The organism is Arthrobacter sp. R-11 (assembly GCF_049913155.1).
Classification (GTDB): Bacteria; Actinomycetota; Actinomycetes; order Actinomycetales; family Micrococcaceae; genus Arthrobacter.
Genome location: NZ_CP183979.1, coordinates 217,454 through 229,995 on the forward strand (window position 1 = coordinate 217,454; position 12,542 = coordinate 229,995).

Below are 12,542 nucleotides of genomic sequence, written 5' to 3' on the forward strand. Positions count from 1 at the left end.
TCTTTCCACCTCAGCACTGAAGGAACACCATGTCTAAGCGGATCGACGTCAAGGACCTGAACGTCTACTACGGCAACTTCCTGGCCGTGGAGGGCGTCAGCATCAATATCGAGGCCAAGTCGGTCACCGCCTTCATCGGCCCGTCCGGCTGTGGCAAGTCCACCTTCCTGCGCACCCTGAACCGCATGCACGAGGTCCTGCCCGGTGCCCGCGTGGAGGGCGAGGTGCTGCTCGACGGCGACAACCTCTACGGCCCCGGCGTGGACCCGGTGACCGTGCGGGCCCAGGTGGGCATGGTCTTCCAGCGGCCCAACCCGTTCCCAACGATGTCCATCCGCGACAACGTGTTGGCCGGCGTGAAGCTGAACAACAAGAAGATCTCCAAGGGCGAGGCCGATGCGCTCGTGGAGCGCTCCCTGCGCGGCGCCAACCTCTGGAACGAGGTCAAGGACCGGCTGGAGAAGCCGGGCTCGGGCCTGTCCGGCGGCCAGCAGCAGCGCCTCTGCATCGCCCGCGCCATCGCGGTGGAGCCGCAGGTCATCCTCATGGACGAGCCCTGCTCCGCCCTGGACCCGATCTCCACGCTGGCCGTCGAGGACCTCATCAACGAGCTCAAGGACGAGTACACCGTGGTGATCGTGACCCACAACATGCAGCAGGCCGCCCGTGTTTCGGACAGGACGGCGTTCTTCAACATCGCCGGCACCGGCAAGCCCGGCAAGCTGATTGAATTCGCGGACACCACCACGATCTTCAACAACCCTGCCCAGAAGGCCACGGAAGACTACGTCTCCGGCCGCTTCGGATAGCCCCGGCTCGTAGGGGCACAGGCTCCGGCTTCTGTTGGGGTAGCCGGAAAACAGCGACGGCGGACGTCACCTTGGGGGTGGCGTCCGCCGTCGTGCTTTTTGCCGCCGGGCTAGCCGAGCAGGTAGGGCAGGGAAGTGCTGGCCAGGTACGGCAGTTCCGGACCGGGCGCCGGGCGGGAAACGGTCTTGAGTCGCGGCTCGTCCCCCGAACCGGCCAGTGCCAGCGTGACCGGGCTGTCCACGATGGGCAGCGGAACGGCCATGATGCCTTCCGGGCCGGAGAGTTCCACGACGCCGGCGTCCACGATGATGCGCAGCTCGGCGCCTTCCGCGAGGGGGAAGGCGACGCCGGTGAAGTCGGCATTCCCGGGAGCCGTGACCCGGGCTTCATTCCCGTCGTGGCTGATCCTGAGCAACGTTCCTTCGAGCGCATCCAGGCTGATGACCGTGCCGGAGACGGCCGTGCAGCGCAGGTCTGCGCCCTCTGCCAGGACGGTTTCGAAGACTGCGTCTCCCGTTTGCTCAAGCCGGGCCGTCGTCGAGTACCTGCCGAGGTCCGCGTGCGGGACGGCCACCAGGGTGTCGCCGTCGAGGGAAAGCGTGTGCGGGACGCTGAGGGCGCTGGCCCACTGTCCGCTGCCCGTCTCATCTGCGGGGCTGATCACGCCGCGCACCCAGAAAATCAACGACGGCGCCCCGTCCTTGTCGCGGAAGAAGGACGGCGCGTAGTAGCTCTTGCCGTAACTGAGCCGGCCCCAGGACCGGGCCTCGAACTTTCCGTCGGTGTAACTGCCCACGCCGTAGGCCACGTAGTGCAGCACGTCGTCTTCCCAGATCGAGGTGACCAGGACGTGGGACCCGTCGATCTCGAACAACTGCGGGCATTCCCACATGGCTCCGGTCCAGACGGGGTCCTTTTCGCTGCCGGGCCGCCGGGCCGCGATGCCGTCCAGCGTCCATTCGGCGAGATCCGCGGAACTGTATGAGATCGCGGCGGCGGTTCCGCCGTCGAGACCTGCCCCGACAAACATCCGCCACTGTCCGCCGTCGCGGAAGACGAAGGGGTCCCGGTAAGCGATGACGTCGGCAGCGGGGGCGGACATGAGCTTGCCGCCCTTGGTCCAGCTGTCCCAGCTGTCGTCGCCGGGGGTTGCGGTGCGGATCGTGCCGATGCCGATGCCCGGCTCGGTCACGGAGGTGTAGAACATGGTGGCCTTGCCCTCGGAATCGGTGACGATCGAGCCGGACCAGACACCGTCGTCGCCGTCGCCGGGGGCTACGGCGACGCCCTGCTCGGTCCAGGCAATCATGTCAGGGGAGGTGGCGTGGCCCCAGTGGCAGTTGGAGGCCCAGCTGGTCCGGCCGGGGACGTACTGGTAGAAGAGGTGGTACGTGCCGTCCTTCCAGGTGAGGCCGAGGGGGTCGTTGATCCAGCCGCTGTTTGCCGTGAAGTGGAAGGCCGGGCGGGGAGTGGGGGAAGTCATGCTGATCCGTTCGTCTGTTGCGGGGAAGTGGATTAGTTCGCCGGGACGCTCTGGGAGGCGAGGTAGCGCTCGCGGACGTCGCGGGCCTGGCTGACATTGCCCTGCTCCCACTGGTCGATTTCCGCGCGGCGTTCGGCACGCACCGCATCGCGGACCTCCGTGAACTTCTTCATGCGCTCGGCCGCCGCATCCCGTGCTGCCTGCTGGGCGGGGGTGAGCACCGGGAGGGGCAGCTCCTCCACCTGCTCGCGGGGCCGCAGCGGGAGCCGGTCTGCCACCGGGGCGATATCCAGGGCAGGGGACGGCAGGGTCTGGTACCAGTAGGCGGTGGAGGACCAGTCATCCGAGAGATGGTTGGCGTGGCCGTGCTCGAACGTGACCTTGATGCGCTTCTGGAAGCGGATGGGATCGGTCATGTGGAAGCGGTAGCTGTGGTGGAAGCCGGGGACGTTTTCCTCGTGGACCATGGTGCCGTTCATCATGAACGCGTTGTGCTGCATGCCCCAGGCGTGGCCGAAGTAGTCCTCCATGCCGGTGCCGTGCAGGCTCGGCGGCCAGGTGTCGTCGTCGATGAAGATCATGTCGTCGCCTTCGCCCCACCAGGAGCCCTGGAAGTGCCGCACGGCGAGGTTGCAGCCCACGTAGTGGCCCTGCCCTTCGGTTTCCAGCACCACGTAGTTGTCCTCCCCGGTGAGGTTTGGGATGGTGACCTCGATGCTGTTGGTCTGCAGGTCCGGGCCCCAGCCGGCATTGGGCTTCTGCCGGCGCCAGTGGGCGTGGAAGTAGGCGGTGTCTTCCGGAAGCGGTTCGGTGTAGAGCTCGTAGTCGATGTAGAAGTACTGCAGGTACGGGATGTCGTTCTGGTTTTCGACCACGATCCGGGCCCGGGAGTTGAAGGGCATTTCGAAGTAGCTGTTGAACGCCGCGCTGCCGCCGAAGGTGTTCAGTTCCCCTTCCTTGGCCGACACGGAAAGCGGCAGGGAATCGTAGGAACCCGAGAGCGAGTTGAGGAGCCCGAAGAAGTCACCCAGGGGCGCGATGACACTCGGCGTTTCCTGGTCGTCCCAGTAAACCTTCAGGACGATCTTGCGGTAGTAGTCCGGGTCCACGACTTCCCAGCTGACGCCCAGCGCGTTGTGGATCTCCAGCATCGGCACGCCCACCAGTTCGGGGGAGATCTGGCCCGGGCCGGGCTGGATACGGCAGGACTGGGTCATCCAGATATGGGTGATGGCGCCGGGGCCCTCAAGGTCGGCGAGGACGCGTTCCTCGCCGGGCATGATGATCCAGTTGTCGCGGTTGCGGCCGGTCTGGTCCCAGCTGGATGCCCGTGCGGTACGTGCGTTGGAGAGCTTGGTGAGGCTGGAGAGCAGGCCGGAGCGGGTGTTTGAAGACATGATGGTGCTTGTCCTTTCGGAAGTAGTCAGCCCTTGACGGCGGACTGGGTGAGGCTTGCGATGATCCACCGCTGGGCCACGAGGAAGACGATGAGGGCCGGGGCGATCGCGATGGTGGTTGCCGCCATGACCTGGGCGACGTTGCCGGCTCCATAGGGACCGAGCATGAGGACCAGGCCGAGCGGGAGGGTGGCGGTTTCGGTGCTGTTGAGGAAGATCGACGGCGCAAAGTAGGCGTTCCAGCTGCCAAGGAAGGTGATGACTCCCAGGGTGCTGACCGCGTTCTTCGCCAGCGGCAGGGCAACCAGGCGGTACGTCTGCCAGGCACTTGCACCGTCCATGCGGGCGGCGTCGATGATTTCCTGCGGCAGCCCCAGGAAGAACTGGCGCAGCAGGAAGACGCCCAGGGCGCCGGTGATCCCGGGAAGGATCAGGCTCAAAGGGTTGTCCAGCAGCCCGAAGGTGCGCATCAGCAGGAACAAGGGAATGATCGTCACCTGGGCCGGCACCATGAGTGAGGACAGCAGGCCCACGAATATCGGGGTCTTTCCAGGGAATTCGAGCTTGGCGAAGGCATACCCCGCCATGGGTGCCGTGATGATCATCCCGATGCTGACGGCGATGGCGATCACAGCGCTGTTGAGCATGTTCTTCAGGATGGGCACGGGGCCCGTGACGGCGTCGGCGTAGTTGAACCACTGCCACTGCGTGGGCAGCCATTGCGGCGGCAGGTCGTACGCGTGGCCGGCGTCCCGGAGCGAGGTTGTGAACATCCACAGGAACGGGGCGATCATTCCGACAGCTCCGATCACCAGCAGCGAGACCGAGACCGCCTTCCCCAGACCCCGACGGCGGTGCGGCTTCTTGCGGTCCGTCCGGCTTGCGTTGTCCGTCCGGCGGCCCGGGGCGGCGGAGATGCTGAACTCACTCATTGTTCACCCACGATTTCCTGAGGCGGAACTGCACCATCGTCACCAGCATGATGATGAGGAACAGGGTTACCGCGATGGCTGAGGCGTAGCCCATGTCGAACTTGTTGAAGGCAACTTCGGCGATGTACATGACCACGCTGCGGCTGGCGTCGCCGGGACCGCCGCGGGTGAGGACAATGATGGACTCGTAGATCTGGAAGGCGCCGATGATGGTGATGGTGATGTTGAAGAACGTGGCCTGGCTGATCATCGGGATGATGATGCGGCGGAAGACCTGCCACTCGTTGGCGCCGTCCATCCGGGCCGCTTCCACCATGTCCTTCGGGACTTCCTGCAGGGCCGCGACGAAGATCAGCATCGAGAATCCGACATTGCGCCAGGTGTCGACGATGATCACCGAGACCTTGGAGAACTCCGGGCTGTTGAGCCAGTCGATCTTCTCCCCGCCCATTCCTGCCTGGTAGTAGTTCAGGATGCCGGTGTCTTTCTGGAAGAGGGCTTGCCAGATGATGGAGACGTAGACCAGGGCCACCAGGTAGGGAAAGAAGTAAGCGGAGCGGAAGATGTAGGTGAGCGCCCTGGGGAGGCGCTGGTTGATGAGGACCGCAAACACCAGGGCGAATCCGTTGATCAGCACCACCGCGGCCGCAACGTAGAGAACGGTGTTCCCATAGGTGGTGGCCAGGCGCTCATCCCTGAACATCCGGATGTAGTTGTCCAGGCCCACGAACTTGGGTGCCGTGAGGATGTTGTATTTGGTGAGGCTGAGGTAGAAGGCGGCGAGCAGCGGGCCAAGGACGAACACCAGGAACCCGATGATGGTTGGAGCCGTGAAGGCGTAGCCGGTGAGGGCATCCTTGCGTTGCACGGTGCTGAGCCGGTCCGTGAGGCCGGGGCCCGTGGGCCGGCCCGCGCCCCCCGGGGGGAGCGCGGCCGACGAATGCTTGTGGGTGGTGGTTGTCACTTCAGGGCCGCCTCGACATCCTGGTTGGCCTTCTTCAGGGATGCCGCGATGTCCTGGCCCGACATGATCTCATCCATCGCCCGCATGAAGGCCGGGTCCAGGACGTTGTAGGCGCCGGGCGCCGCGACCGGCTTGGCGTAGGAGAGAGAGTTGTAGAACTCGCTGGCGTGTTCCGGGCTGGCCAGGAATTCCTTGGAGGAAGCCGCCGTCTTCGTGGACGGTACTGCCGAGCCGGCGTCGGCCCACTTCTTCTGCGTCTGCTGGTCCGTCAGCATCTTGATGAATTCCCAGGACAGTTCCGGGTTCTTGGAGGTCTTGGAGATCGCGAAGGCGCCGGCGCCGAAGACCGTTGCCTTGGTGGATTTCTTCGGCCAAGGCAGGATGTCGTAGTCCGAGAAGCCTGCCTTCTTGAAGCCACCCGTGACGAAGTGCCCGGCGCCGGTCATGGCTGCCTTTCCTGCGGGGAAGAGCTGGTAGGGGTCCGAGCCCTTGGGCTGCGGGGCAACGCCGTCCTTGGTGACCAGGTCGCGGACCCAGGCGATGGTCTCTTGGAACTTGGGGTCGGTCAGCTGCGAGGTCTTCAGGTCATCGCTCATCATGGACGTTCCGTTGGAGTACAGCCACGGAGTGATGCCGAAGGAGTAGTAGGGGAGGGCGAAGCCGTAGACCTTGTCGGCGCCGGAGCCCTTGGTGAGCTTTTTGGCGATCTCCAGGAAGTCGTCCCAGGTCCAGTCGTCGCTGGGGCGCGCGATGCCCGCTTCCTTGAACATCTTGGTGTTGTAGTAGATCACCATCGTGTTGAAGGTGTTCGGCATCAGGTAGGTTGAGCCGTCCTTGCGGAATCCGTCGAGCAGCTTCGGGTCGATGTTGTCCTGCAGGGCCTTCGCTTCCGGATCGTTCTTCAGGAAGCCATCCAGGGAAGCAAAGAGTTCGTTGTCCAGTCCGAGTTGCACGCCCTCGGTGGCGATGTTGATGACGTCCGGTGCCTGACCGGCGGCAGCCTGCGTCACCAGCTTGTTGACGTACTCCGTCCAGGTGGTGATCGGTGTGAAGTTATTGTTCACAGTGACGCTGGGGTACTTCTCCTTGAAACGTGCCGCAACGCTGTCATAGACGGCCTTGTCGCCGGGATCGCCCCAGTTGGAAACGGAGATGGTTGCGGTGATGTCCTTGGCCGGCGCCTTGTAGGGACCGTCTGCGGCCGGGGCGTTGGCGGCCTGCGGACCCCCGCAGGCGGTTAGTGCGAGAAGGGCAGATACCGCCATGGTTGCCACGGCAACGTTTAGGGACTTTTTCATGTGTTGCTCCTTTGCATGATGAATTCGGGTGGAGTGTTGGGGGAGATTGGGGTGCTACTCGGTCGACCGCCGGAACTCGATGGAGGATTCCAGCCGGAGAACCCGTGTGGGGCCCGAAGGATTCTCGATGCGTCCCATCAGCAGACCGACGGCTTCTTCGCCGAGCTGGAAGGCCGGCTGCCGGACCGTGGTGATCTGGGGGGTGAACAGGTCCGAGTATGCAAAACCGTCAAATGTGGCAAACGCCATCGTTTCGGGGATCTTGAAGCCGGCCTGTTGGATTGCCCTCAGTGCCCCTGCGCCCAGGAGGGTGCTTGAGGCCAGGACGGCACTGGGCCGTTGCAGTGCCGTGCGGAGGAGTTTGCCTACTTTCTCGAAGGTCCCTTCGGTGGTCGATGTTCCCTCGCAGACCGTGCTGGTGGGAGTGGCCAGGCCGCGTGCTTCCATGGCGGCGAGGAACCCGTCGTAGCGTTCCTTGAGCGAGGAAACCCTGAGGTCCCCCGCGACGAGAAGGATGCGTTCATGGCCTTTGCCGGTCAGGTGATCCACCAGCGCGGTCATCGCCCATTCGTTGTCCACACCCACTTGGTCAACATCCAGGTCCGCCATCCGGTCAAGGAGGACAAGGGGTTTCTTCTCTTGGCGGATTCTCGCCAGCAGGCCGGCACCGGAGCCGGCGGCCCTGGCGAGGATCAGGCCATCGACCCTGCGGTCAAGCAGGGCTTCCACGGCCGTGCGTTCCCGCGCGGGGTCTTCCGCCGAGTTCGCAAGCAGCAGGGAAAGTCCGCGCCGGGCGGCCGCTTCCTCGACGCCGTGGACCATGTCCGCGAAGGCCGGCTCGCCGGCGTCGGACACTACCAGGCCGATCGAGTCCGTCCTGGCGCGGCGCAGGGACCTGGCCAGGGCATCGCGACGGTAGCCGACGCTTTTCATGGCCGAGAGGACCCGTGCCCGGGTCTCCGGTTCCACGTGGCGGGTTTCGTTCAGCACATGGGAGACGGTGGACGTCGACACTCCCGCGAGGGTTGCGACATCAACGATGGTTGCCACTGCGGCTCCTTTGGCGAACTAGCGAAACGATTGCGCGAACGTTTCGATGATAGACGCAAACGTTTCGCTGTGCAATGGATCACAGGGTACTGCTTAAGGAGGAGCGCGCAGCGACGCCGGGGGGCGGGGTCAGGAGGCGGGCAGCGGCCCGCTGGACTCCCGGTATTCGATGACGGGCATGAGCCTGGTGGTGGAGGGCTCTGTTTCCTTATGCTCGAGCCGCTTGGCGAGCAGTTCCGCGGCGGTGACGCCGACGTCGAACGCGGGCTGGCGGACCGTGGTCAGTCGCGGTTCGAACAGGTCGGAGTAGGCGAAGCCGTCGAAGGTGGCGAAGGCGATGTCGTCAGGCATCGCCAGGCCCCTGCCCTGGATGGCGCGCAGGGCGCAGGCGGCCAGGACCGTGCTGCAGGCGATGACGGCGGTGGGCCGGGCGCCGCCGTCGAGGGCTGCTTCGATTTCGGATTCCACCGCTGCGGCCCCCGCCGAGGTGACGACCACCTGCTCCTCGGGGGAGAGGCCGGCCTCGGGAACCGTCTGCATGAAGGCTTCCTGCCGTTCCCGGAGAGTGGAAACCCTTGTGTCTCCGGCAACAAGCAACAGCCGGCGGTGGCCCTGGGATGCGAAATGCTTCACCAGTTCGCTGGTCGGCCCGTGATTCTCGATGCCCACCTGGTCAAAGGGGAGGTCCGACAAGCGGTCCATCAGGACCAGCGGCGTCCCTTGCTGGGTGAAGACCGCCAGTTCTTCGGGGTCTGAGCCGGCGGCCCGAGCGAGGATGAGTCCGTCGACGCGGCGCTCGAGGAGCGTTCGCACCGCACGGGACTCCCGCTCCGGGTCCTCGGCCGAATTCGCCAGGAGCAGGGTGACGCCTTGCCGCGCTGCCGCCTGCTCGACGCCGCGGACCATTTCCGCGAAGGCGGGCTCGCCGCCGTCGGAAATGATGAGGCCGATGCTGTCTGTCTTGGAGCGGCGCATGGCACGGGCGAGCGCGTCCTGGCGGTAGGACGTTTCCTTGATGGCTTTCAGGACCCGCTGGCGTGTGTCCTCGTTGACCGGTCGGGTGCCGTTGAGGACGTGCGAGACGGTGGAGATGGAGACGCCGGCGAGCTTGGCCACTTTTACCATCGTCGTCATCGTCGGCTGCCCCCTATGGAATCGCTTGCGCGTGGCATTGCGCCTTGTTGGCAAGTCTACAGAGCAACTCTGCGCATGAGACAGCGGGCACCGGCCGCTGAGCCCGACGGCGGGCGGCACCTTGAGGGTACCGCCCGCCGTCGTTTTTTGTCGCCGTCGTTTCTCTAGCAGGTTCCGGTTACGCGTGGATCTGGTCCTCCAGGTGCAACGCTCCCGGTTTCTGCGGCCCGAACCGCCGCCAGAGGCGGATGAAGATCGGCAGGGCGAGCAGGATGACGACCAGGATGTAGACGACCACGGCCACCGGCTCGTTGAAGAGGCCGGAGATGTCGCCGGCGCTCAGCTGCAGCGACTTGCGCAGCTGGCCCTCGATCCGCGGGCCGAGGATCAGGCCGATGATCAGGGGCAGCACCGGCAGGCCGTAGCGCCGCATCGCGAAGCCGAGGGCGCCGAGCACCAGCAGCAGGACCAGGTCGAAGGCCTGCATGTTGACCGAGAAGGCGCCCAGGGTGGCGAAGAACAGGATCCCGGCGTACAGGTACGGGCGGGGGATCTGCAGCAGTTTCGCCCAGAGCGGCGCCATGGGCAGGTTGATCAGCAGCAGCAAGGTGTTGCCGATGAACAGGCTGGCGATCAGGCCCCAGACCAGCACAGGCTCGTTCTCGAACAGCAGCGGGCCGGGCTGGATGCCGAACTGGACGAGCGCCGCCAGCATCACGGCCGCCGTCGCGTTGGTAGGCAGGCCGAGGGCCAGCAGCGGTGTCAGGGTGCCCGCGGCGGAGGCGTTGTTCGCGGCTTCCGGTCCGGCGACGCCCTCGATGGCGCCGTGCCCGAATTCCTCGGGGTGCTTGCTGAGCTTCTTCTCCGTCACGTAGGACAGGAAGGTCGGGACTTCTGCGCCGCCTGCGGGCATGGCACCGAAGGGGAAGCCGAAGGCGGTGCCGCGCAGCCAGGGCTTCCAGGAGCGCTGCCAGTCCTTCTTGCCCATCCACGGCTGTCCCACCGGGATGGTCTCGGTCTTGTTCCGGCGTAGGTGGGCCGCGATCCAAAGGGCCTCGCCGACGGCGAAGATGGCCACGGCCACCACCACGATGTCGATGCCGTCAGAAAGCAGCGGAATGCCGAATACGAGGCGCTGCTGGCCGGTCACGGGGTCCAGTCCGATGAGTCCGATCGCCAGGCCCAGGCCAAGCGAAGCGAAACCCCGGACCTTGGAGGAGCCCAGCACCGCGGTGACGGTCAGCAGGCCCAGGACCATGATGGACAGGTAGCTGGACGGGCCGAGGCTCACCGCGAACTTCACAACGAAGGGTGCGCAGACCGCGAGCAGGGCCGTGCCGATGGTGCCAGCCACGAAGGAGCCGATGGCCGCCGTCGCCAGGGCCTGCGCTGCCCGGCCGGCCTTGGCCATCTTGTGGCCTTCGATCGCGGTGATCACCGTGGAGGATTCGCCCGGGGTGTTCAGCAGGATGGAGGTGGTGGAGCCGCCGTACATGCCGCCGTAGTAGATGCCGGCGAACATGATGAGAGCGCTCGTGGGGCCGAGGTTGTACGTCACCGGCAGGAGCAGTGCGACTGCCATGGCCGGGCCGATGCCCGGCAGCACGCCCACGGCGGTGCCCAGGAGCACCCCGATGCAGGCGTACAGCAGGTTCATGGGGGTCAGCGCGGTGCCGAAACCCTGCATGAGGAGATTGAGGGTATCCATGTCAGAGGACTCCTGCCAGGATTCCGGCCGGAAGCTTGATGCCCAGCCCGAAGTAGAAACCATAGAAAGTTGCCAGGGCCAGGCCCGCCGAGATCAGGCCGTCCCGGATGTAGTGGCGGCTGCCCAAGGCCCAGACGCTGCCCCAGAAGAGCAAGGTGCCGGAAATGACCCAGCCGGCGGCGTCGATGAGCAGGATGTTCAGCACGAAGGCGCCGACCAGGGGAAGGACCGTCTTCCAGTCCGCGGGGTGCGTGAGGTCCACGTCCTCGCCTTCCTCGGCCTGGCCGCGTCCGCCGCGAAGCACGTTGACGGCCAATGCTACGGCGCTGATCAGGAGGAGGCTTCCGATGACCAGCGGCATGGTGCGCGGGCCGACCGGATCGGACTGGGAGTATGGCGCGGCGATGCGGGACGCGTCCAGGAGGACGACGGCGCCGGCCGCCCCGAGCAGGGCAGCGATGCCCAGCTCGGAGCGGCCTTTGCTTGCCGGGGTTCCGGCGTCGGCGTTCTTTTGGCTCACGCCAGCCCCAGCTTCGTCAGGACATCGGCAACCCGGGTGTCCTGTTCCTTCAGGAAGGTGCTGAATTCCTCGCCGGTGATGAACGCGTCGGTCCAGCCGTGGTCCTTCAGGGCAGCCTTCCATTCCTCGGTGCCGTGCATCTTGGTCAGTGCGGCCACGATGCGGTCGCGGTCGGCGTCGGAAACACCCGGAGGGGCCACGATGCCGCGCCAGTTGGTGAATTCGAGGTCGATGCCGGATTCCTTGAAGGTGGGGGCGTCGATGCCTTCGAGGCGTTCGGCGCCGCTCACAGCCAGGACGCGCACGGAGCCGGTCTTGATCTGCTGGATGTACTCGCCGGCACCGGATGCGGCGAAGCCGATCTTGTTGCCGAGGATGGCGGGCAGGAGGTCACCGCCGCCGTCGAAGGAGACGAAGTTGACCTTCTTGGGGTCGATGCCCACGGCCTGGGCCAGCTGCATCGGAAGCAGGTGGTCCGGACCGCCCGGGCTGGAGCCGCCGCCGACGGCCAGCTTGGACGGGTCCTTCTTCCAGGCGTCAACGAGTTCGTTGATGGTCTTGTACGGGGAATCCTTGGGGACCATGATCGCGCCCGGTTCCTGGATGAGGCGGGCCAGGGGAGTGGTTGCGGTGAGCTTGGCCTCGGACTTGTTGGTGTAGCTGGCGCCCACCACGCCAAGGCCCATCAGCATGGTCAGGTCCTTGTTGCCCTTTTCGTTGACCAGGCGGGCCAGGCCCACCGTGCCGCCGGCGCCCGCGAGGTTGAAGACCTCGACGTTGGTGGCGGTCTTGGTGTCGTTCATGACCTTGGCCGCGGTGCGGGCGGTGGTGTCGTAGCCGCCGCCGGCTGTGTTGGGGACCATGATCCGCAGCCCGGTGAGCGGACCCGAATCCGCGGTGCTTCCGCTTGTGGCGGCGGAGCCACCGCCGCTGGTGACGCCGCAGCCCGTGGCTGCGATTACAAGGCCTGCAGCGACGGCAATGGCGCGCAGTGCGTTCAATCGACGCATCGTGTTCCTCTTCTCATCATTGGGGGAGTGGTTTCACGGTATGACTTGACGTGACCCGGGTCACGCTTCTGTTCTCAAAGATTGTTTTGTTCATTGTGGTCACGCGCCCTTGGCGTTTCGGGGCCGGATAATGAAGGGGAAATCCCCAGCCGAAGGAACCCCGTGCCCGAAGACGTGCCGATGATGCAGCCCGGCAATCCACAAGCGGTCAATCCACCGCCCCGCCGTCGCCGACG

11 protein-coding genes are annotated in these 12,542 nt (G+C 65.5%); 1 reads left to right on the forward strand and 10 read right to left on the reverse strand.

Translation table 11 applies throughout. From position 1 onward, the window contains the following. Positions 1 to 29 precede the first annotated feature (29 nt). Complete coding sequence (pstB, locus tag ACN9M4_RS01060; protein WP_426301522.1) at positions 30 to 809, forward strand: phosphate ABC transporter ATP-binding protein PstB; 780 nt, start codon at positions 30 to 32, stop codon at positions 807 to 809. A gap of 110 nt (positions 810 to 919) precedes the next feature. Here pstB and ACN9M4_RS01065 read toward each other — a convergent pair whose 3' ends face one another. The 10 genes from ACN9M4_RS01065 to ACN9M4_RS01110 all read right to left on the reverse strand — a co-directional run bounded on the left by ACN9M4_RS01065 (position 920) and on the right by ACN9M4_RS01110 (position 12,306). Next, positions 920 to 2,293, reverse strand: coding sequence for a glycoside hydrolase family 32 protein (locus ACN9M4_RS01065; RefSeq protein WP_426301524.1), 1,374 nt, complete (start codon positions 2,291 to 2,293; stop codon positions 920 to 922). Between the two features lie 32 nt (positions 2,294 to 2,325). Then, on the reverse strand, positions 2,326 to 3,690 hold the full coding sequence (locus tag ACN9M4_RS01070) for a glycoside hydrolase family 172 protein (RefSeq protein WP_426301526.1): 1,365 nt from the start codon (positions 3,688 to 3,690) through the stop codon (positions 2,326 to 2,328). Positions 3,691 to 3,716: 26 nt separating this feature from the next. Next, entirely contained in the window at positions 3,717 to 4,622 is a 906-nt protein-coding gene (locus ACN9M4_RS01075; RefSeq protein ID WP_426301528.1) for a carbohydrate ABC transporter permease, read from the reverse strand. Beyond that, a complete protein-coding gene (locus tag ACN9M4_RS01080) occupies positions 4,615 to 5,586 on the reverse strand; it encodes a carbohydrate ABC transporter permease (protein WP_426301530.1) in 972 nt (323 codons plus the stop codon). Before ACN9M4_RS01080 ends, ACN9M4_RS01075 begins: the two co-directional genes overlap by 8 nt. Further along, the gene (locus ACN9M4_RS01085; protein ID WP_426301532.1) at positions 5,583 to 6,884 is read right to left on the reverse strand and encodes an ABC transporter substrate-binding protein; all 1,302 of its coding nucleotides are present in this window, start codon (positions 6,882 to 6,884) and stop codon (positions 5,583 to 5,585) included. Before ACN9M4_RS01085 ends, ACN9M4_RS01080 begins: the two co-directional genes overlap by 4 nt. A 54-nt stretch (positions 6,885 to 6,938) precedes the next feature. Next, a complete protein-coding gene (locus tag ACN9M4_RS01090) occupies positions 6,939 to 7,934 on the reverse strand; it encodes a LacI family DNA-binding transcriptional regulator (protein WP_426301534.1) in 996 nt (331 codons plus the stop codon). Positions 7,935 to 8,063: 129 nt separating this feature from the next. After that, complete coding sequence (locus tag ACN9M4_RS01095; RefSeq protein WP_426301536.1) at positions 8,064 to 9,068, reverse strand: LacI family DNA-binding transcriptional regulator; 1,005 nt, start codon at positions 9,066 to 9,068, stop codon at positions 8,064 to 8,066. 178 nt (positions 9,069 to 9,246) lie between these two features. Then, positions 9,247 to 10,776 carry a tripartite tricarboxylate transporter permease gene (locus tag ACN9M4_RS01100; RefSeq protein ID WP_426301538.1) on the reverse strand — a complete coding sequence of 510 codons (1,530 nt, stop codon included), beginning with the start codon at positions 10,774 to 10,776 and terminating at the stop codon, positions 9,247 to 9,249. 1 nt (position 10,777) lies between these two features. After that, positions 10,778 to 11,296: a tripartite tricarboxylate transporter TctB family protein gene (locus ACN9M4_RS01105; RefSeq protein WP_426301540.1), complete on the reverse strand. Its 519-nt coding sequence runs from the start codon at positions 11,294 to 11,296 to the stop codon at positions 10,778 to 10,780. Then, on the reverse strand, positions 11,293 to 12,306 hold the full coding sequence (locus ACN9M4_RS01110; RefSeq protein ID WP_426301542.1) for a Bug family tripartite tricarboxylate transporter substrate binding protein: 1,014 nt from the start codon (positions 12,304 to 12,306) through the stop codon (positions 11,293 to 11,295). Before ACN9M4_RS01110 ends, ACN9M4_RS01105 begins: the two co-directional genes overlap by 4 nt. Positions 12,307 to 12,542: the final 236 nt, after the last annotated feature.